The sequence below is a fragment of the Halosimplex yunnanense genome (assembly GCF_054504345.1).
On the sequence record NZ_JBTJEL010000035.1, the window covers coordinates 460,077 to 481,249 of the forward strand.

The following is a 21,173-nucleotide window of genomic DNA, read 5'->3' on the forward strand; positions in this document are numbered from 1 at the left end:
CGGCGGCGCTGTCCCACGCTTCGGGCATCCAATGGCGCCGTCGCTGACCTACGTCCAGTTCCACGCCGTCTACGTGCTTCCCGCGCTGGCCGCGCTCGCGGCGACGGTCCACCACCGCCGGGACAGCGTCGACTGGCGAGTCTGCGGCGGCGGCCTCGCGCTCGTTACGGTGCTGGCGGTGGCGTACACGCTGCCGTGGGACCGCTTGCTCATCGAGACGGGGGTCTGGACCTACGGCGCCGAGACGGTCGCCGGTCGGCTGTGGGGCGTCCCCTACGAGGAAGTCCTCTTTTTCGTCCTCCAGCCCGCCCTGACGACGCTGTGGGCCGTCCACGTCGTCGGCCCCGTCGCTGGCGGCGTCGAACACAGCCGGCCCGACCGACTCGGAGGTGCCGTTGCCGGCATCGCCGTCGGGCTGGTCGGCCTCGCGCTACTTACGGGCCCGTCGACGACGTACCTCGGTGCGATCCTGGCGTGGGCAGGTCCCGTGCTGGCGCTCCAGTGGACCGTCGGCTGGCGGTACCTCTGGCGGGTGCGCGCCCGCGTCGCAGTTGCCGTCCTCGTCCCCTCGGCATACCTCTGGGTCGTCGACCGCCTCGCCATCGACGCGGGCGTCTGGACTATCTCGGAGACGTACACGACGGGAGTAGCCGTCGCCGGACTGCCGGTCGAGGAGATGGTCTTTTTCGTCGTGACGAACTGCTTCGTCGTCCAGGGGGTCGTCCTCTTCCGCTGGGTGGTCCACCGATGGCGGTAGCTCGCGAGGAGGTATCCACCCTCTCGGCGACCACCCGCCGTTCGCTCCGGGTACTGATCTGCTGGCTCCCGTGGGTTCCCGTCGCGGCCGTGATGCTCGCGTTCGCTACTGGCGTGGAACTGGCCCGCGAGTGGCGCTACGTCCCGCTCGCGGTCAGTGTCGTCGCCTTCGGCCTCCCCCACGGCGCGGTCGACTGGGCGGCGCTCCCGCGGGCGGCGACCGGTCGACTCGACCGCCGGTGGCTCGCCGTCGTCGGCGTCGTCTACCTCGTCTTCGGCGCGGCCTACGCCGTCGGCTGGTTCCTCGCGCCCCTCGCCGCGGCCGGGGCCTTCCTCGCGCTGACGTGGTTCCACTGGGGACAGGGCGAACTCTACCCGCTCCGCGAGGTGATCGGCGCCGACCACCTCGACGCCCGGTGGCGCCGCGCCCTGACCGTCGCCGTCCGCGGCGCGCTCCCGATGGGCGTCCCGCTGCTCGCGTTTCCGGGCCGGTACCGGGCCGTCCTCGACTCGTTCGTCGCACCGTTCGGCGGGACGGTACCGGCGTGGCCGTTCGGGACCGACGCGCGCCTCGTGCTCGCCGGAGGACTGGCCGCGTTGACCGTCGGCACACTCGCTATCGGTTATCGGGAGGCGTCGAACCGGCGCGCGTGGGCGCTCGACGCCGGCGAGACTGCGCTGCTGTGGGGCTACTTCTTCGTCGTCCCGCCGGTGTTCGCGGTTGGGCTGTACTTCTGCTGCTGGCACGCGCCGCGTCACGTCGCGAGAACCCTTGCCTTGGACTCCGATTCGCGCGAGGCGCTCTCGCGGGGCCGTCTCGCCGAGGCACTCGGTCGGTTCGCCCGCGAGGCCGCCGTCCCGTCGCTCGTCGCGCTCGCTGGCTGCGCGGGGCTGTGGTGGGCAGCACCGGCGCCCGAACCGACGCTGGAAGGGGCCACGGCGGTCTATCTCGTCGCCATCGCGGTGTTGACCCTGCCGCACGTGGTCGTCGTGACCTGGCTCGACCGATTTGCCGGATACTGGTGAGCGAGCTAGAGCAGCAGCACCACCCTTTTCACGGACGGTGGTGCGTCCGATCGGATACTCGAGGCCGTTCGCTTCGCTCACGACCTCGCGACGACTGAAAACGGTTAACTGCCTACGTCGACAAAGCCGTATCAAATGGCCGAGGACGTCAAACCCACTCGCAAGGAGCTCATGCACATCGAGGAGCGCATCGAGCTCTCCGAACGCGGGCACGACACGCTGGAGCAGAAACGCGACGGCCTCATCATGGAGTTCATGGACATCCTGGACGAGGCCCAGGATGTCCGCGCCGACCTCGACGAGAAGTACGAGGAGGCCCAGAACGCGATCAACATGGCCCGCGCCCTCGACGGCGACGTCGCCGTCCGCGGCGCCGCCGCCGCGCTCAAGGAACACCCCGAGATCACCACCGAGTCCAAGAGCGTCATGGGCGTCTACATCCCCCAGATCGACGCTACGAAGGTCTCCAAGAGCCTCGACGAACGCGGCTACGGCGTCCTCGGGACCAGCGCCCGCATCGACGAGGCCGCGAGCGCCTACGAGGAACTGCTCGACCAGATCATCCTCGCCGCCGAGGTCGAGACGGCGATGAAGAAGATGCTCGACGAGATCGAGACCACCAAGCGCCGCGTCAACGCCCTGGAGTTCAAGCTCCTCCCCGAACTCCGCGCCAACGAGGAGTACATCGAGCAGAAGCTCGAAGAGCAGGAACGCGAGGAGATCTTCCGCATGAAGAAGATCAAAGACAAGAAGGAACGCGAGGAAGACGAGGAACGTGAAGCGGCTGAAGCGGAGGAAGAGGCCGCCGAGACCGTCACTGCGGACGACTGACGCTCGCGGTATCTAGGTTTTCCCCCTTCAGTTCTGGTTTCGTCGATCGATCCCTGGCCGGTCTGTACTGACTCCCCTGTGGTCGGGTAGCTACCGTCCTCGTTCGCGTCACATCCGTCCGAGATTGTTGCGACTTCCCACGATATCGACCGTCACTACCAGCAGATTCTTTGGTAACGAGTCGCTACGTGGATACCATTCGGGCGGAGGGTATGATGGGCAAATACACAGTCATTACGCTAGCACTGGTACTCGCGTTCGCTCCGGTCGCACAGGTGGTGCAACCCGCTGGCGCGAGTGAGACCGCGGTTTCGGCGACATTGAGCGACCTCGACGCCGAGAGCGGCACGTTTTATCCTGGCGAGACAGTTTCGGCGACGATGGTCGTCGAGAACACGGGCGACACCTCGCACACGTTCTGGGTCGATTTCTCGGCGGAGAATCCCGGCGGAGCCTGGTCGCTCGGGGAAGGTCGATACGTCGAATTAGCCCCGGGAGAGCGCCGGACGGTCACGCTCTCGTGGACCGTCCCCGACGGCGCCCAAACGGGGACCTACACCGCCGGGGCAGCGGTGTACGAGTCAGACAGCAAGGACAACCGGCTGGGCGGTGACGAGGAGTCCGACGCGTTCCGGGTCGAACGACCGACCACGGAGGCGTGGATCGCGGATTTCTCCGTCGACGGCGGCACGTACTACCCGGGTGACGAGGTGACCGGGACGGTTACCGTCGAAAACACGGGTGACGTCTCGCACGCGTTCTGGGTGGACTTCTCCGGGCAGGGCCCCGACGGCGGCTGGTCGACGGGCGAAGGACAGTACGTCGACCTCGATCCCGGTGAACGTCGGACGGTCGACCTCACCTGGTCGATTCCGGAGGGGGCCGAGGCCGGCCTGTACGACGGCGGGACGGCGGTGTACAAAACTGACGACAAGGACACGAAGTACGACGGGCGGTCTGAACTGGACGCCTTCCGCGTCGAACAGCCGACCACGGAGGCGTGGATCGCGGATTTCTCTGTCGAAAGCGGGACCTATCAGCCCGGAGATACGGTGACGGGCACCGTAACAGTCGAGAACACGGGCGATCTCTCGCACGCGTTCTGGGTGGACTTCTCCGGGCAGGGACCAGACGGCGGCTGGTCGACGGGCGAGGGACAGTACGTCGACCTCGATCCCGGTGAACGCCGGACGGTCGAACTGACCTGGACAATCCCGGAGGACGCGGAGACAGGTACGTACGACGGTGGGACTGCGGTGTACCGGTCCGACAGTAAAGACGAGAAGTACGACGGGCGCTCCGAACTGGACGCGTTCCAGGTCGAGCGACCGACTACGGAGGCGTGGATCGCGGATTTCTCCGTCGACGGCGGGACGTACTACCCGGGTGACGAGGTGACCGGGACGGTTACCGTCGAGAATACGGGCGATGTCTCGCACGCGTTCTGGGTGGACTTCTCCGGACAGGGCCCCGACGGCGGCTGGTCGACGGGCGAGGGCCAGTACGTCGACCTCGACCCCGGTGAACGCCGGACGGTCGACCTCACCTGGTCGATTCCGGAGGGGGCCGAGGCCGGCCTGTACGACGGCGGGACGGCGGTGTACAAAACTGACGGCAAGGACACGAAGTACGACGGGCGGTCCAAACTGGACGCCTTCCGGGTGGAACAGCGGACGGCCGAAGCAGCGATCACTGATCTCTCGGTGGCGAGCGGAACGTACCAGCCCGGCGAGACGGTCACCGGAACGGTCACCGTCGAGAACACGGGCGATCTCTCGCACGCGTTCTGGGTGGACTTCTCCGGACAGGGCCCCGACGGCGGCTGGTCGACGGGCGAAGGACAGTACGTCGACCTCGACCCCGGTGAACGCCGGACGGTCGACCTCACCTGGTCGATTCCGGAGGGGGCCGAGGCCGGCCTGTACGACGGTGGGACGGCGGTCTTCAGGTCTGAGAGCAAAGACGAGAAGTACGACGGGCGCTCCGAACTGGGCGCGTTCCGGGTCGAGCGACCGACCACGGAGGCGACGATCACCGACTTCTCCGTCGACGGCGGCACGTACTACCCGGGTGACGAGATAACGGGCACGGTGACAGTAGAGAACACGGGTGACGTCGCGCACGCGTTCTGGGTGGACTTCTCCGGACAGGGCCCCGACGGCGGCTGGTCGACGGGCGAGGGCCAGTACGTCGACCTCGATCCCGGTGAACGCCGGACGGTCGACCTCACCTGGACCGTCCCCGACGGAGCCGAGGAGGGGCGGTACGACGGCGGGGCGGCGGTCTTCAGGTCTGAGAGCAAAGACGAGAAGTACGACGGGCGGTCCGAACTGGACGCCTTCCGCGTCGAGCGACCGACGGTCGATGCAACGGTCGCCGACTTTACCGTCGACGACGGGACGTACCGGCCCGGCGAGACGGTCACCGGAACGGTCACCGTCGAGAACACGGGCGGACTGGCCCACCGGTACTGGGTCGACTACTCGGTGCGGGCACCCGACGGCGACTGGACCGTCGCGGACGGGCAGTGGGTCGACCTCGATCCCGGCGAGCGCCGGGCGGTCGAGTTGACGTGGGTTGTCCCCGAAGGCGCCCGGAACGGGACGTACGACGCCGGGACGGCGGTGTACGAAACCGACGACAAAGACGAGAAGTACGACGGCGTGAGTGACGCCGACGCGATCTCCGTGTCGATCCCGACGACCGACGCGGCGGTGACTTCGGTTGAACCAGTGACGCGCCGTCACGAGCGCGGGGACAGCGCCACCGCGGCGGTGACCGTCGAGAACACGGGCGAGACGACCCACTCGTTCTGGGTCGACGCGTCCGTACAGTCGCCCGCCGGTGCGTGGACGACCGGGCAGGGTCGACGCGTCACGCTCGATCCGGGTGACCGCCGAACAGTCGAACTGGACGCCCCGATCCCGGCCGACGGATCCGCAGGAGCCTACTCGCTCGGCGCCGCGGTCTACCGAAGCGAAGAGAAAGCCGAGGAGTACGGCGGTGCGACGCGGACCGACGTACTGAAGGTCGGATCGGCTATGGCGACGGTCCGCGAGGTAGCGCCAGGCCGAGACGAGTATCAGGCCGGCGACCTCGTGACGATCGACGCGACGGTCGAGAACGACGCCGCGTTCGCGGAGAACTACACGGTCACGACGACGATCTATCAGATCGGCGACCGCTCGGACCCGGTCGCGGAACGCGAACGCGAAGTAAGGGTCGCGTCGGGTAGGACGGCGACGGCCACCGCCGAGTGGGAGACGACCGCCGGCGAGACGCGCGGCTCGTTCGACGTGGTCGTCTCGGTCCGACGGGCCGGTTCGTCCGAGCGACTCGACGAGACGACTGCGAGCGATGCCGTCCGGATCATTCCCGACGAGGCCCTCATCGACGTTGGGGGGATCCAGATCGACCGCTCGGAGGTCGAACCCGGCGGAACTGTTCCCGTCGAACCGACGGTCGCCTCGGAGGACGACGAGATGCGCCTCGTCACTGTCGCGTTCGAGATACGAAACCCCGATGGAGCGTGGGAGACAGTCGAGACACGCCACGACGTGGCCGTCTCGGCCGACAGCGAGAAACCGCTGTCCGTCAACCTCCCCGTCCCCGCCGACGCGGACCCCGCCGAGTACGACCTTCGACTGACGGTTCACGGTTCAGACGCGACGAAGAAACGCTACGAACGTCGCGTCGTCCGCGACGCGTTCGACGTCGTCGGCGACGGCGCGGTGGCGGTGGTCGTGGAGCGACCCGGCGGCGAGGCGGTCCCGATGGCGAGAGTCGACGTGAACACTTACGACGGCGTCTCGAAGCGCGTCGGCGATGACGGGGCAGCGCGCTTCGAGGGCCTGCCGGGCGGACGAACGGTCGTGACAGTCACCTCTGAGGAGGTGGCCGGCCCGCAGATCCGGCGGTCGAAGGTGATCCGGTACGAGGCAGGCACGGACCGCGAAGTCGGATTCACGCTCGGCGAGGAAGCTGCGGTAAGCGGGACCGTTCACCTCCCCAACGGAACGAAGCTCGAAGGCCTCACGGTCGAGATCGGCGAGCAGTCCGCGGAGACGGATGCGGACGGCGCCTACAACATGGACGGCCCGTTGGCGACAGGCCACGGGACCGCAGTCGTGAAACTCGACGGTGACATCCTCCATCGCCAGCCGGTCTACCTGAGCGAGGGAGACAACGAGGTCCCAATCCGGCTGCCGGACACAGACCCGTCGGAGGACTCCTCGTCGTTCCTCCGCGGCGCGATGTGCGGGAAGTGGTGCTGGCCGGACGAGGTGGACGACAAGACGGCGTACATGACCGGCTGGATCGCGAGCGGGTTCGCCGCTGCCGGCGACGTCCGGGATCTCCCGGCCGCCATCCTCGACGGCGATGCGGTCGACACCGCTCTGACCGCCTTCGGCCTCCTGCCGGTCGTCGGCGACACCGGAACCGTCATGAAGCGGCTCCGTCAGTTCTCGAAAGTCGCCAAACACGAGGAGATCGTGAAGATGCAGCGTGTCGTCGCGCACATGAAACAGCTCGATAGCGCGCGTGTCAAGGCGTTCGACGCCCTCTACGACGCGTCGCCGGCGAGCACCCTCGTCGACGACTACGGCTTTGCTGAGCGGACAGTGAAGCGGCTCGGCGCCGAGGGGACCGACCTCGGGCGCGCCAGGAAGTCGGCGAAGGCGCTGACCGACAACCACGGGTTCGCGCGTCGGACCATCCGCGATCACGTCAACAGGGGCGGGTCCCTGTCGCGGCTGGAAGACGCCGCCGAGAGCGCACGGTTCGCGAAAAATAGCGAGTTTGTCAACAATGTCGAAAAGGCGGGTGACCTCGCGGAGGCGGCGACCGCGCGGCGGCTTCTCCAGCGGTACGATGACGCGGCGATGATAAAACACGTCGATGATATATCCGACGACGGCTACTACGTGATGCAGGGCGTAGACGGGGATAACATCGGCGACATCGACGCGGTCGTGCTTCGCCGGACGGACGGCGAGACCGAAGTAGAAGCTATCTACGAAGTCACCAGAGCCTCGGATCCGTTCGACAAGGAGGGGATTCGCCAGCTCCAAGAGAGGCTCGGGAAGCTCGAGACCGGCAGCGCTTCACCAGCGGGCATCGAGCCGAAACACGTCCCTGACGATGTCGACACGGTGTACCAGATCCCGTCGAACGCGGCGGACGTGACAAATCGGGCGGGGCAGACGATATTCGAGTACGCGACGGCGCGCGGTCACAGCGTCAAGACATTTGGGCAGTCGAGCGACGCATTCGTGCGACAGACAAATTCCCTCGCGAAGTCGGAGGGGCGAACACCGCCCCACGACGCGGTCAAATCGCACGGTCTGCCACCGGGCCTCCACGCCGCTCCGATCGGTACCGCCTCGCTGGCCCATAGCCCGGCAGCGCTGGGGCCCTCCGCGTCAGGCTCGACACCGTCTATCCGGGCCGTCCCGGCCGGCGCCCCGTGACCGGCGGCCGCGTCAGGCTCCGGCCCGTCCAGCCATCTCCAGAACTAGCCGGATGGTCCGATCCCGGTAGTAGCCCTCGGTGCTGAACGTCTGTGAGGTCAGCAGGGCATTGTCGACCCGAGCGAGCGCGATGACGCCGCTGGATCCACCGTCGGTCGTCACCTCGACGACGGTGACCGTCGTCCCGCCCGAGACGGCGGTTTCGTTCACCGTCGCTCCCTTGCGTTCGTACTCCGCCGCACGGTCAGCGAGCGCGCCCCTCGCCGCCGACCCGTTCCTGTAGAGGGAAACCTCTGTGACGAGGAGGAAAGGCCGGTCGCCGGTTCCGTTGTAGCGGAACGTCCGGCGGGTGAGGTTGGTCATTCCCGCGCTGCGCTCGCTTTCGCTCAGATTCGTTTCACCAGTTCGAACTGAGCCGACGAGCTCGTACTCCTCGCCGACGTCACCGCGGCTGAGCTGCGGACGGCCGGGGTCCGAGAGCCGTCGATCCCCGACCGCAGTCGTGGTCTGCGTCTGACCCGGAACCGTCGCGCTCGGGCCCGTGGCGTCCGTCGTCGAAGGCGTCTCCGATACCGTCGGAGCCGGACTTGGACTCGACGGCGCCGGCGACTCCGCGGTAGGTGTCGTCGATCCCCCTGAGAACGGGAGCGCGCCACATCCTGCGAGCAGTACGACCAGACCGACCGCGATCAGTTCCCCGCGACCCATGCGTCGGCGTTTCGACGGTATCGGCAAAAGTCGTTCGTCTACGGTTCTCTGTCCGTTCGAAACGGTACGCACGCCGGCACCGTTTAGTTCGACCCGCGCGCAGGAACGGACGTGACCTGTCCCGACTGCGGCGCGCAGACGCTCGCGTTCGCCGTGCCCGCCGAGTACCGCGATCACCTCCCCGGCGAGGGCAGCGGGGCGGAGATCTGCACCCGCTGCCTGCGGCTCCGCCCGGCGGCGGACCCGCCCGCGGAGCGACCCGACTTCGGCGCGATCAGCGACGCGATCCCCTCGAACCCGGACGCGGCGCTCCCGTTCGTTCTCATGGTCGGGCTAGTTCCCTCGCTGGCGACCAATCGATCGGAGATCTCGACGCTGCTCGAACACGTCGAGCGCGCGGGGACCGACCCGCTCCTCGCGCTCGACCGCCTCGCGGACGACCCCGAAATCGACGCCGCGGCCGACCTGCGAACCCGTCGCCGACAGCTCGAACAGCTGCTGTGATCCCTTCGCAGTCGTGCGAATAGATCCCGATACTCGTCCGTTTGCCCCGGATCCCTACTCTGTTAGGTACACCGCATTTACACCCGGGGACGATAAGATCGATTGCGGCATCGATGCCAGGTGCCGCCGCGACGACACTTAGGACCCGTCGTCGTCTCCCCCCAATCCCCCCCTAACCACCAGCACCCAATTCGCGTCGCCGGTGGTGGCCCGACGGAGGCACTCTCCCCCCGCCTCCCGGGTACGCCGGCGACACTCTCTCTCCCTACTTCACAGTCCGCGAGTGCGACCGATCGGTGCGCCCGCGATGAACCCGTCGTGACTTCTGCTCCGACCAGCGGTGCTACCGGAGCGATTCCAGTCCGACAGGCACGGCCGATCTCGCCGTAAAGAGGCGCGCCCTATCGGGTGTCGAATTCACCGCTACTGGTCGAGTGAGGACGCGAAAACGGAGCAACGGGAGCGTCGAGTGCGATTAGACGCCGGTGGAGTAGCGGAGGATGCCGGCGATGCCGCCGAACGCCGAGAGGAGCTGTTCGCCCTTCTCGAAGTCGGTGGAGACGAAGTACGTCTCGGTGCCGCGCTGGTCGGCCAGCTCCATGAGGTGGTCGATGGCGTCGGTGCGTTCGCCCTCCATCGGCTCGCCGCAGCGGTCGCAGGCCCGGTCGTCGTCGAGGCTCTCGCTCTGTCCGAGCAGCTCCCGCTCGGTGTGGCCGTTGGGGCAGTCGTAGATGGCCACGTCCTGGCGGAGGTCCTCGCTGAGCAGCAGCGTCTCGACGGCGCCCATGTTGAGGTTCTCGCGGGTGGGACCGAACCCGTAGGTCGCCAGATCGCCGTCGTGGAGCTCGTCGAAGAACTGCTCCATGTACTTCTTGTCCTGGAGCATCTCGTGCTCGTCGAGGACGTCCTGGGCGGCGTCGACGAGGTCGTACAGCCCCGACTCGTCGGTGTAGGAGACGTCGAACTTCCCGAGGACCATGTCGCCGAGCTCGTGGTGGAGGTAATCGCCGTCGAGGAACTCGTCTTTCGTCGGGGAGGGGCCGCCGACGAGGATGCCGTTCATGTCGTGGCGGTCCTCGACGAAGAGGTCGTTCGCCATTCCCGCGACTTCCTGATAGAAGTTGTCGATGGCCTCGAGGCGCAGGCGGGCGAATCGCTGTGCGGACTGACCACCCTTTCGCTGCTTGCCGGGGACGAGCGACGAGGCGGACTTGACTGGCTCGACGCGCTTGCCGCGGAGCCAGCCGACGTTGGCCTCCCGACGGTCGAGGACGATGAGGCCGAACAGGCCCTTGTCGGCCAGCATCTCCTCCAGCGGCTCGGTCAGGAAGTCCGAATCGCAGTGATAGCGGAACGACTCGATGGGCTGGGGCGGGCTCTCCAGCGTGCGGGTGACCATCTCCGAGCGGCCGCCGCCGGTGTCAATGGCGCCGGAGAAGACGACCATCCCGTTCTCCGGCGGGAAGGTGTCGTAGTAGCGCAGTCGGTCCTTGATCGAGGTCAGCGCGTCCTGGACGGCCGTGCGGGTGTCCTTGGACTTGATGTTCGACGCTTCGCTGTGCTCCTGGGTGACGTGAGCGACGACGCTGCTGATCTGGCGGTCCTCGGGGATGTAGATGGAGACCAGTTGCGTCCCCGATCCGCTGTACCCCTTGAGTTCCTCGATGACCTTGCGGAACTCGTATTTCTGTTTGTCCGACTGTTCCTGTTGCTCACTCATTGTCCATGTTTCGGGCGCTGGACGGTAAGTAAGTGTTGACCTGTCGGGGCGGGGGCTGGCCCCGGTCGACCACCCGACGTGGACGGACGACGTGGCGGATCGTCCGATACAACTGGGCGGGCGAGCGGACGGCGGGTTTATGTGGGACCCGTCTCTTGGACGTACCAATGGCGGGCTACGTGTGTACCGTTGCCGGCGGTAAAGGAGGGGTCGGCAAGACCACGACGGCGGTCAACGTCGCGGCGGCCATGGAACAGGACGGCTACGACGTCGTCGTCGTCGACGCGGACCTGGGGATGGCGAACCTCGGTGCGATGCTCGGTGTCGAACCGGAGACCAGCATCCACGAGATCCTCGCCGGCGGCCGAACCGTCAGCGACGCGCTGACCGACGTACAGGGCGGCATCACCATCGTCCCCGGCGAACAGAGCCTCGAAGCGTTCGCCGACGCCGACCCCGCGAAACTCAGCAAGGTCATCAAGACGCTGCGCAACGCCTACGACGTAGTCCTCATCGACACCGGCGCCGGGCTGAGCCACGAGACGACCGTTCCGCTCGGCCTCGCCGACGGCGTCGTCCTCATCACGACGCCCGACGACGTCGCGGTCGGCGACGCCATCAAGACGGCAGAACTCGCCGACCGCGTCGACGGCGAGGTCATCGGCACCGTCCTCAACCGGACGACCACCGAGACGGACGTGGAGGCCATCGCCGACCGCTTCGACTCGAAACTGTTCGCCGTCGTCCCCGACGACATCGAGGCGACTGCCGAGGAGCCGCTCGTCCTCAACGCCCCCGACAGCGCCGCCGCCGAGGCCTACCGTCAGCTCACCGAGCGGCTGATCGGCGTCTTCTTCGAGGGCGTCGAGATCGACGAGATCGAGACCGCCGTCGAGCCGGGCTGGTTCGTCGACGAAGAAGAGGAAGACGATGACGACGACTCCGGCGGCCGGTTCGGTCTCTTCGGCTGACGCCGAGCAGCCACTTATTTGACAGGGGCGCTCGATACCGTGGGTAGAGTCGCATCGCGGCTCTGGATTGGTCCATGGAACTCGACGAATTCGTCAGCGCGAACGCCCCCGACGAGGGCGCCGAGCGCTTCGAACTGGAGAACAGCAAGCTACTCGACATCGACGTGGACGGCACCGTCCTCACCAAGGCCGGCGCGATGGTCGCCTACACCGGCGATCTCTCCTTCACCGGCAAGTCCTCCGCCGAGGGCGGACTCACCGGCTTCATCAAGGAGAAGGCGACCAGCGAGGGGACGCCCGTGATGGAAGTCGAGGGGCAGGGCCACGTCTACGTGGCCGACCGCGAGAAGAAGATCCAGCTCCTCCGGCTCGACGACGGGGAGTCCATCTCGGTCAACGGCGAGGACGTCCTCGCCTTCGAGGGCGGCGTCGACTACGAGATCGGGACGATCGGCAGCATCGGCGGCGCGTCGGCCGCCGGGCTCACGAACGTCTTCCTCTCCGGGCCGGGCACGGTCGCGATCACCACCCACGGAGACCCGCTGGTGCTGGAGCCGCCGGTCCGGACCGACCCCGACGCGACCGTCGCGTGGAGCAGCAACCTCTCGCCGAGCATCAACACCGACCGGAGTCTCAGCGACGCGATCGGGCAGTCCTCCGGCGAGACCTACCAGCTCGACTTCTCCGGGGCGGAGGGCTTCGTCGTCGTCCAGCCCTACGAGGAAGGCCCCGGCATGCAGTGACCGGTCATCCGTAGCAACAGCCGCCGGAGAAAGTCCGTTTCCGCGTGATTTTTTCGAGAAGGCCGAAGCGTCCGAGCGGCAGCGATCGGGAGCACGCCGGTTTCCCGGCGTGAGACCGTGCGGGCTACGCTGCGTTCAGTTCCGTCGGCGTCTGAACCGGGCCAGGCCGCTCAGCCCGACCAGCGCCGCGACGACGGCCAGGGGTCCGAACCCGGGGCCGTCCTCGTCGGTCGTCGGACTCTGGACGACCCAGTCGGTCGAGTTCTCCGCGGCCGACTGGGCGTCCGTCGAGGCGTCCGCCGGCGACTGGGCGGCGTTCAGTTCGGGCGTCGACGTCTGCGTCGCGGTCGGCGTCGCGGCGCCCGTCGTCTCGGTGGGCTCCGGCGTCTCCGTCGGCGTCGGTGAGACCGTCGGCGTCGTGTCGTTCTGCCCCGAGTCGCCGTCGCTGGGCGTCGCCGTCTCGTTCGGCGTGGGCGTGGCAGTCCCGTTCGGCGTGGCCGTTCCGTTCGGGGTGGCCGTCGCGTTCGGCGTGGTCGTTCCGTTGGGCGTGGCAGTCGCGTTCGGCGTGGCGGTCGGCGTCGGGGTGGGCGTCGGCGTGTCGTCCCAGCCCGACGAGCCGCCGGAGCTCCACGTCCCGCCCGACGAACCGCCCGAGTCCGAGGAATCGTCGGAATCCGATGAATCGTCGGAGTCAGACGACTCCGTCGGGGTGGGCGTCGCCGTCGGCGTTGGCGTCGGCGTCGCCGTCTCGTTCGGCGTGGTCTCGTTCGGCGTCGGGGTTGGGGTGGGCGTCGGCGTGTCGGTCGGGGTCGGGGTTGGCGTCGCCGTCGGCGTTGGGGTGGGTGACGGCGTAGGCGTGGGCGTCGGCGTGTCGGTCGGGGTCGGGGTCGGAGTCGCCGTGGGCGTCGCCGTCGGAGTCGGCGTGGGCGACGGCGTTGGCGTCGCAGTCGGGGTCGGCGTGGGCGTCGGAGTCGGCGTCACAGTTGGGGTCGGCGTGGGAGTGGGCGTCGGTGACGGCGTCGGCGACGGTGTTGGTGACGGCGTCGGCGTGGGGGTCGAGGCGTCGACCGAAATCCCTGTCGCCGTGGTGTCACGAACGCCGGTGTCGTCCATCACGGTGGCGCGCAGACTGTAGTCGCCGTCGGCGCTATCGGGCACTTTGACCGTCAGCGACGACTCGACGGTCTCGTCCGGCGAGATCGTCTGCCACAGCCACTTGTATTCACTGGCCTTCCAGGTGGCTCCGTCGTCGGTGTGGTTGACGACCTCCCAGCCGTCGGGCAACGTGGCGTTCAGGATGTACGCGCTGTCGTTGCCCCCGGTGTTGGTCACCGAGTACGATATCTCGACGGTCTGGCCCGGCTCCGTCGTGTCGGGGCCGTCGACCGTCACGCCGGCCGGTTCCGCTGCGACCGTCATCGACACGACGACGACGGCGACTATCGCGAGGACGACTCCACTTCGGATCGACAGTGTGTTGGTGTTCACCATTGGTTCAGACCTGCGTCTCGTTGCGCCACATCTCGGTCAGTTCGAGCACCGCGGAGTCGTCGACCGTCTTCCCGCAGGTGCCCGGTACTTGCTCGCCGGTTCGCCAGTACTCGTTCGCCGTGAGGATCTCCGAGTCGCCGATACGGCCGTCGTCATTCTCGTCGATCGCCTCCGAGAGGGACTGGCACTCGTTGACCGGGACCGTTCCGGTGCCGTTGGCGACCGCCGTGTCGGCCGCGATGGCCGTCGCCGCGACCGTGTAGTTGCCGCTGGCGTCCTCGGGGACCGCGAGGGTCACCGACGGCTGGACGGTCTCGCCGGTGCCGACGGTCTCCCACTCCCATCTCGTCTCCTCGGCGTTCCACGTCCCGCCGTCGGAGGACTGGCTCGTCACCGAGAACGACTCGGGCGCGTCCACGTCGAGCGTGAACGCCTGCGCCTCGCCGTCGTTCGTCAGCGACAGCGGAACCGTGACTTCGGTCCCGGCGTCGGTGGGTTCCACGTCGGAGACGGTCAACTCGGCCGGCGGCGGTTCGGTGGTCGCTTCCGTCACGCTCACCGCGACGCTCGCGGTGTCGGTGTTGCCGAACTCGTCGACGACAGTCACGGTCGCGTCGTACTCGCCGCTCGCGTCGTAGCTCGCGGTCGCGGTCGCGCTGTCGGTAGTCCGGTCGACGGTGCCGTCCCCGTCGAAGTCCCAGCGGTACTCGGCGACCGCTCGGTCGTCGCTCGACGCGCTCGCGTCGAAGGAGACCGACTCGTTGACCTCGACGTCGGTCGAATTCGCCGACAGCGACGCCGCGGGGGCCGTCCGGTCGCACTCGCCGGTGGCGACGGTGACGTTCTGGTCCATGTCGAGCGTGGAGGCCGTCGAGCCGTCCGGGCCGAGGAACTGCCACGACTCGATCCGGTGGTTGCCCTCGGAGAAGGCCCAGTCGCCCCAGTAGTCCGCGTCCTCGTTGAACCTTGGCTCGATCGTGACGTAGGTGTCTCCCTCAGCCGTCAGTCCGCGGAAGGCGCCGCCGTCAGTTCGTTGCGGCGCCCACATCCAGTCGATCTCGCTCCGGGTCCCGTAGTGGTCGAAGTTGTCGTCGCGCCCGGAGTACTGGTCGTCTTCGACGGCCCACTCGCCGGATTCGGGGAGCCCGGAGACCGTCATCGAGATCGTGCTCGCGTAGCTCCCGGTGCCGTACTCGTCGTGGAGAAAGACCAGGCTGTACCCCTCCGCGCCGTAGTAGACGAAGAGGTTGCTCACCTGGTCCTCCTGGAGGTGCCGGGTCCCCTCGGAGCTCCAGTCGTGCTCGACGCTGTAGTTGTAAAACGACTCGACCGTCTTCGACCCGTCGCCCAGCGCGCGCGTCTCGTAACAGCTGTCGCCCTGCTGGACGGCGAACGTCTCGTCACCGCCAGACTCGTTTCCGGCGCCCGGGGCCGCGACGGTCGTCCCGCTCACGAGGAGACTCAGGACGAGCGCCGTCACGATTGCCAGGGCTCCGATCTTTGCCAGCGAGGACGTCATCAGTACCCCCGTGCCTCCGATTCGGCCCGGGTGGCACTCCCCGCTCGCGCGGGATCGCCGTCGGCGGGGTCGTCCGCTCGGTGAACGTGCGTGGTACGTCCCGTCTGGTCGGTACGTAACCCTACGTTACTCGCTACTTGTGCCCTCATTGACTGACTGCGCGTTCGAAACTTCGACGTATTGTTATGGGTCGCTTCCGAGCGAGAACACGCCGTATAACGTGCGTTAAACGACCGCTTCCGCGCCTGTCACGAGCCAGCTGCGGTGTTTTCCCGGGGTGTTTCGATCGGCGGCCCGGTCCCGGCCGGGAAGTTCGTTATCCCTATATCCGCCGCTCGAAAACCGGGAGGTATGTATCTCTCCCTGCGCGCGGAGGTCGAGGAGGCCCTCGAAGCGGCCCTGGGTGCCCTCGACCTGCCGACCGCTGACCTGGGCATCGAGCGCCCGCCGGACGACGTCGACGCGGCCGTCGCCTCCAGCGTCGCGTTCCGGCTGGCGAACGAGGTGGGCGCCCCGCCCCCGAAGGTCGCCGCCGACGTCGCGGCCGAGATCGACCCCGAAGGCTACGACTACCTCGGACGCGTCGACACGCAGGGCCCGTACCTCAACTTCTACCCGACCGACCGGTACCTCGCCGAGACCGTCGAGGAGGGTCAGTCCGCGGAGTACGGCCGCCTGCCCGACCGCGACACCTCGGTCGTCGTCGAGCACACGAGCGCCAACCCGACTGGCCCGGTCCACGTCGGCCGCGCCCGCAACCCCATCGTCGGCGACGCCGTCGTCCGCGTCCTCGATTTCGCGGGCTACGACGTCGACACCCACTACTACGTCAACGACGCCGGCCGCCAGGTCGCCGTGTTCACCTGGGCCTACGAGACCTTCGACGAGGACGACCTGCCCGAACCCGAACGGGAGAAGGCCGACTACGAACTCGTCCGCTACTACCGCAAGGGCAACGCGTTCCTCGAAGACGGTGACCCCGAGGCCGTCGAGGAGGCCGAGGCCGAGATCGAGGCCATCATGCAGGGCCTGGAAGCCGACGACGAGGAGACCTACGAGCGGGTCGCGCAGGTCGTCGACCAGGTCCTCGCCGGGATGACCGAGACGCTCGACCGCCTGCCCGCCGCGTTCGACGAGTTCGTCAAGGAGACGCGGTTCATGCGCGACGGCTCGACCGACGACGTCGTCGAGCGCCTGAAGGAACTCGACGAGGCGGTCTACGAGGAGGACGCCTGGCAACTCGACCTCTCGGAATTCGGGCTTGAGAAGAACCTCGTCTTCCTGCGCTCGGACGGCACGACGCTGTACACGACCCGCGACATCGCCCACCACGAGTGGAAGTTCGAGAACTACGACCGCGCAGTCACCGTCATCGGCGAGGACCACCAGCTCACCTTCGAGCAACTGCGCCGGACGCTCGAACTCCTCGACCACGAGACCGACGACCTCGATCAGGTGTTCTACTCGTGGGTGAACCTCCCCGGCGGCGAGGGGATGAGCACCCGCGAGGGGACCGGCATCGACCTCGACGACCTGCTGGACGAGGCCGTCGAGCGCGCTCGCGCCGAAGTCGAGGACCGCCTCGACGACCGCATCCGCGACGACGACCTCGACGAGGAGGACATCGAGCGCATCGCCCACCAGGTCGGCATCGGCGCCGTCCGCTACGACATCGTCTCGAAACAGCCCACCAAGTCGATCACCTTCGAGTGGGAGCGCGCCCTCGACTTCGAGGCACAGTCGGCCCCGTACGTCCAGTACGTTCACGCGCGCGCATGTGGTATCCTCGACGAGGCCGCCGGCGAAGGGCTCGAACCCGCCGATTCCGTCGACCCCGACGTCCTCGACACCGAGGCCGAACGCGACCTCCTCCGGACCATCGCGCGCTTCCCCGCGGTCGTCGAGGAGGCCGCCGAGGAACTGGAACCGCACCGCGTCGCCACCTACACTCGCACCTTCGCGGAGCAGTTCAACGCCTTCTACCGCGAGTGTCCGGTCCTGACCGCCGACGACGAGGAGACCCGCCGCGCGCGCCTCGCGCTCGTGGCCGCTGCCCGCGAGACGGTCGGCAACGCCCTGCACCTGCTCGGCGTCGCCGCTCCGGACTCAATGTAGGCCGAAGACAGACCCGTTTCGGTCGCTCAGAGACTCCCGAGCGCGAGCAGAACACCGGCGAGCGTCGCGAGCGCGAGTACGAGAAAGACGAAGACCCACCAGTCGGGGACGGGATCGTCGCCGATGTCGCCGGCGCTCATCTGTCGTCCTCCGACGCGTCACCGGATCGATCTGCGGTCGCCGAGCGTCCTGACATCGCCGAGAATTCGGGGCGAACGGACTAATAGGTGGTGCCGGTCGGGAGTCCGGTCTCCGCGGTCGTCGGGACGGTGAACCGGTTGCGACCGCTGTGGTCGCCGCCGTTTTTCTATATAGGGATACGTACCGATCCGCACGTCGATATAGTGAACTTAGTCACCGTCTTCCCCGCCGACCGGGTAGCGACGGCCAACCGGCGCGGCCGATCCGACCGCCGCGCCTCGCCCTCACTATGACCGACAGCACTCACGACGCCGGCGCGACCGACGAGACCAGCGACGCGGACGCGGGAGGCGACGAACACGCAGGGGCGGCCGACGGCGAGGAAGCCGCCGCCGGGTCGCTTGACGGACTCTCGCTCGACAAAGCGACCGAGCGGGTCGTCGCTCGCGAGTGCGACCGCGACCCGGAGACGGTCCGGGCCGCGCTGGAGTACGTCGCGGACGACGGCGTCGTCAGCGCGGAGGCGGTCGAGGAGACGCTGAAGTCCACCTCGAAACTCGTTACCACGGCCGAGACGCGGACCGAACTCGCGCGTATCGCGCTCGACGACGCGCGCGAGGCCGCCGAGTCGGTCGCCGACGTCCCCGCGGTCGCTTCCCGCATCGACCGTTTCGAGGCCGAGGTGTCGGCCGTCGAGGACCGCGCCGCGGCTCTGGGCGATTCCCTCCAGTCCGTGGTCGCCGACCGCACCGGCCCCGAGACTCGCTTCGCCGTCGCCGACGGCATCCGCCGGATAGAGAACCGCTCGCGGTCGGTCCAGCGCGAGGCCGACGACCTCCAGTTCGACCTCGAGGCGTTCGAGCGCTGGCTCGGCAGCCACGAGGCCCGCGTCGCGTCCCTCGAGGAGGATGTCGACGCGCTCGCCTCGTCGCTCGACGACCTCGCGGCGGCCGTCGACGATCTGGCCGACGAAACGGCGGACGACGAGACGGACGTCGACGCGACCTCCGCCCGCGCCTGGTTCGACGCGACGCTCCGCGTCCGGGTGATCGACCTCACCGTCGCCGACCTCCGTGCCGAACTCGACGACCTCCAGACGTTGGCGGACCGGGAGGACGAGGCCGACGGCGAGTCCGGGAACGGCCTTGCCGACCTCGAAGCGCGCCTCGACGACGTCGACGAGCGCCGGGCGGGGCTCACAGACCGACTCGACGGCCTCGCGACGCCCGCGTGGCGCGACCGGTACGGCGACCGCATCGACGGGTTCGAGCGGGACCTCGACGCGCTCGCCCCGCCGGTCGAGTGGGGTGCCGTCCAGCGGGCGCTGGAGGAGCGCCGGAGCGGCGCCGACTCGATGGAATAGCCGCGAGAACGGCGGAGCGGGGATGGGACGGCGAAAACGTGGAGGCGTCGGCGAAACGGAGCCGATTCGTCAGCGGGAACGGGACCGATTCACGTCGTCAGCGGGGACGACTCAGCTGTTTTCGGCGCGGATCGCGGCGCGAGCGGCCACGTCGGCGACGGCGACGCCGGCGTCGGCCGTTCGCGTGAGGTGATCGAGCGCGCGTGCGAGCGCCACGGTCGCGGCGGTCGACCGATCGAAGGGGTCGGTCGCGCCGTCCAACAGCGCCTCTTCGATGGCTTCGATCTCGACGGTCGCGTCGTCGTAGCGCGCCAGCGCGTCGGTTTCGCGCACGTCGTCCTCCTCGTCGAGGACCGCAGTCGTGGCGTCGTCGACGACGTCGCGGGCGGCCGTGGCGGCGTCGCGGACGCTCTCGGCGACTTCGTCCGGGAGGGGATCGGGCAGGCGTCGAGCGGCACGAGCGACGCCGACGCCCTGTCGAGCGACGGTCTCCAGCCGGCGGGCGGTCACGTAGTAGTCGAACAGCATCGCCCGCGTCAGCCCGAGGCGGTCGATCTCTTCGAGGGAGACGAGCGACCGGGCGAGGTGGCGGGTGACCATCCGCGAGAACCGGTCGGCCTCGTCCGCGCGCGTGCGGAGTCGGTCGTACGCCTCGGCGTCGCCATCGACGAGCGCGTCGGTCGCGGCGCGGTGGATGGAGAGCGCGGTGTACTGCAGCTGGACCACCGACTGCCTGACGGAGACGTTCGCCGCGTCCAGCAGGTGCTGGACAGTGATCTCCTCAGTCGACTCGACCAGCAGGTCGGTCCCGACGAGGTCGCGGACGACCTCGCGGGCGACCCGGCGCTGGCGGTCCGTGAACGCGTCGGCGGGGTCCAGCGTCACCGTCTCGAACCCGGCGGCGTGGGCGGCCCGGAGCGCTCGCCGGACGAGCGCCGGGTCCTCGCCGCGGATCTCGACGGTTGCGGTTCCCAGTTCGTCGACGTCTTTCTCGGCGGCGCGGACGACGATGGAGTCGTCGATGTGCGTCGAGAGGTACAGCTCCATCCCCGCTTCGAGGTGGTGCTCGTTCGCCCACTCTTTGGGGATCGACACCGTGTACGTCCCGCCGCCGACCTGCTGAAGCTTGCGCGTCTGCATCAGTAGAGCAACTCCGGGTCGTTTTCCAGCATGTACAGCGTCCGCGCGGCCACGTTGACGGCGTGGTCGCCGACGCGTTCGAGGTCGCGGAGCGTCAGCAACAGCCGAGAGACGTCGTCGAGCACCCGCTCGACCGCCCACGAGTCGTCGCCGGCCTCCCGTTCGAGGAGGTCGCGGACGACCCGCTCGCTCGCGCGCTGACAGAGCGCGTCGAGGTCGTCGTCGCGAGCGGCCACCGCGTGACAGGCGTCGGCGTCTTCCCGCTCGTAGGCGCTGAGGGCCGCTTCGAGCTGGTTTCGCGCGTCCGCACCGATGGCCTGCACGTCCACCTCGTCGGTCCCGCGGTCGGCCGACAGCGAGTAGCGGGCGAGGTTGGTCGCCAGGTCGCCGACGCGTTCGAGGTCGGTGAGGATCTTGAACGAGGCGGCGACGAAGCGCAGGTCGGAGGCGACCGGTTGCTGGAGGGCCAGCAGGTCGACGCAGTCACCTTCCAGGTCGAGGTAGCGGTCGTTGATCGCGTCGTCGCCGTCGATCACGTCGCGAGCGATCGTCTCGTCGCCGCTCTCGAGCGCGGTCAGCCCATCGTCGAGCTGTGCGACGACGTCCGCGCCGAGGCCGAGCACGTCGGTCCGTAGGTCGGCGAGCGCCGTCTGGTAGCCGTCGCGCGCCACGGG

15 protein-coding genes are annotated in these 21,173 nt (G+C 68.3%); 9 read left to right on the plus strand and 6 right to left on the minus strand.

Going from position 1 to position 21,173, the window contains the following annotated elements:
• Positions 1–31 precede the first annotated feature (31 nt).
• The 4 genes from AB2U09_RS15910 (at position 32) to AB2U09_RS15925 (ending at position 8,084) form a co-directional block, all read left to right on the plus strand.
• Positions 32–757, plus strand: coding sequence for a lycopene cyclase domain-containing protein (locus tag AB2U09_RS15910; protein ID WP_459193709.1), 726 nt, complete (start codon positions 32–34; stop codon positions 755–757).
• The gene (locus tag AB2U09_RS15915) at positions 748–1,782 is read left to right on the plus strand and encodes a Brp/Blh family beta-carotene 15,15'-dioxygenase (RefSeq protein WP_459193710.1); all 1,035 of its coding nucleotides are present in this window, start codon (positions 748–750) and stop codon (positions 1,780–1,782) included. Before AB2U09_RS15910 ends, AB2U09_RS15915 begins: the two co-directional genes overlap by 10 nt.
• A gap of 135 nt (positions 1,783–1,917) precedes the next feature.
• Entirely contained in the window at positions 1,918–2,613 is a 696-nt protein-coding gene (locus tag AB2U09_RS15920; RefSeq protein ID WP_459193711.1) for a V-type ATP synthase subunit D, read from the plus strand.
• A gap of 380 nt (positions 2,614–2,993) precedes the next feature.
• The gene (locus AB2U09_RS15925) at positions 2,994–8,084 is read left to right on the plus strand and encodes an NEW3 domain-containing protein (protein WP_459193712.1); all 5,091 of its coding nucleotides are present in this window, start codon (positions 2,994–2,996) and stop codon (positions 8,082–8,084) included.
• Positions 8,085–8,096: 12 nt separating this feature from the next.
• On the opposite strand, the gene AB2U09_RS15930 is transcribed toward AB2U09_RS15925, so the two are convergent.
• A complete protein-coding gene (locus AB2U09_RS15930; RefSeq protein WP_459193713.1) occupies positions 8,097–8,792 on the minus strand; it encodes a hypothetical protein in 696 nt (231 codons plus the stop codon).
• A gap of 111 nt (positions 8,793–8,903) precedes the next feature.
• Between AB2U09_RS15930 and AB2U09_RS15935 the strand changes: the two genes are divergently transcribed.
• Complete coding sequence (locus AB2U09_RS15935) at positions 8,904–9,296, plus strand: DUF6276 family protein (protein WP_459193714.1); 393 nt, start codon at positions 8,904–8,906, stop codon at positions 9,294–9,296.
• Positions 9,297–9,771: 475 nt separating this feature from the next.
• Here the strand turns inward: AB2U09_RS15935 and prf1 are convergent, their stop codons facing one another.
• The gene (prf1, locus tag AB2U09_RS15940; protein ID WP_459193715.1) at positions 9,772–11,016 is read right to left on the minus strand and encodes a peptide chain release factor aRF-1; all 1,245 of its coding nucleotides are present in this window, start codon (positions 11,014–11,016) and stop codon (positions 9,772–9,774) included.
• A gap of 167 nt (positions 11,017–11,183) precedes the next feature.
• On the opposite strand from prf1, the gene AB2U09_RS15945 reads away from it, so the two are divergent.
• Complete coding sequence (locus AB2U09_RS15945) at positions 11,184–11,987, plus strand: MinD/ParA family ATP-binding protein (protein ID WP_459193716.1); 804 nt, start codon at positions 11,184–11,186, stop codon at positions 11,985–11,987.
• A 74-nt stretch (positions 11,988–12,061) separates the two neighbouring features.
• On the plus strand, positions 12,062–12,730 hold the full coding sequence (locus AB2U09_RS15950; protein ID WP_459193717.1) for an AIM24 family protein: 669 nt from the start codon (positions 12,062–12,064) through the stop codon (positions 12,728–12,730).
• Positions 12,731–12,865: 135 nt separating this feature from the next.
• On the opposite strand, the gene AB2U09_RS15955 is transcribed toward AB2U09_RS15950, so the two are convergent.
• Positions 12,866–14,221 carry a PGF-CTERM sorting domain-containing protein gene (locus tag AB2U09_RS15955; protein ID WP_459193718.1) on the minus strand — a complete coding sequence of 452 codons (1,356 nt, stop codon included), beginning with the start codon at positions 14,219–14,221 and terminating at the stop codon, positions 12,866–12,868.
• A gap of 4 nt (positions 14,222–14,225) precedes the next feature.
• Positions 14,226–15,740 (minus strand): PKD domain-containing protein, encoded by a 1,515-nt coding sequence (locus tag AB2U09_RS15960; protein WP_459193719.1) that lies wholly within the window; start codon positions 15,738–15,740, stop codon positions 14,226–14,228.
• Between the two features lie 351 nt (positions 15,741–16,091).
• On the opposite strand from AB2U09_RS15960, the gene argS reads away from it, so the two are divergent.
• Together argS and AB2U09_RS15970 are read left to right on the plus strand one after the other, a co-directional pair.
• The gene (gene argS, locus AB2U09_RS15965; protein WP_459193720.1) at positions 16,092–17,855 is read left to right on the plus strand and encodes an arginine--tRNA ligase; all 1,764 of its coding nucleotides are present in this window, start codon (positions 16,092–16,094) and stop codon (positions 17,853–17,855) included.
• Positions 17,856–18,285: 430 nt separating this feature from the next.
• The gene (locus AB2U09_RS15970) at positions 18,286–19,359 is read left to right on the plus strand and encodes a halo transducer protein (RefSeq protein WP_459193721.1); all 1,074 of its coding nucleotides are present in this window, start codon (positions 18,286–18,288) and stop codon (positions 19,357–19,359) included.
• Between the two features lie 111 nt (positions 19,360–19,470).
• On the opposite strand, the gene AB2U09_RS15975 is transcribed toward AB2U09_RS15970, so the two are convergent.
• Together AB2U09_RS15975 and phoU are read right to left on the minus strand one after the other, a co-directional pair.
• Complete coding sequence (locus AB2U09_RS15975) at positions 19,471–20,499, minus strand: AbrB/MazE/SpoVT family DNA-binding domain-containing protein (protein ID WP_459193722.1); 1,029 nt, start codon at positions 20,497–20,499, stop codon at positions 19,471–19,473.
• Positions 20,499–21,170, minus strand: coding sequence for a phosphate signaling complex protein PhoU (phoU, locus tag AB2U09_RS15980; protein WP_459193723.1), 672 nt, complete (start codon positions 21,168–21,170; stop codon positions 20,499–20,501). Before phoU ends, AB2U09_RS15975 begins: the two co-directional genes overlap by 1 nt.
• Between the last annotated feature and the right edge of the window lie 3 nt (positions 21,171–21,173).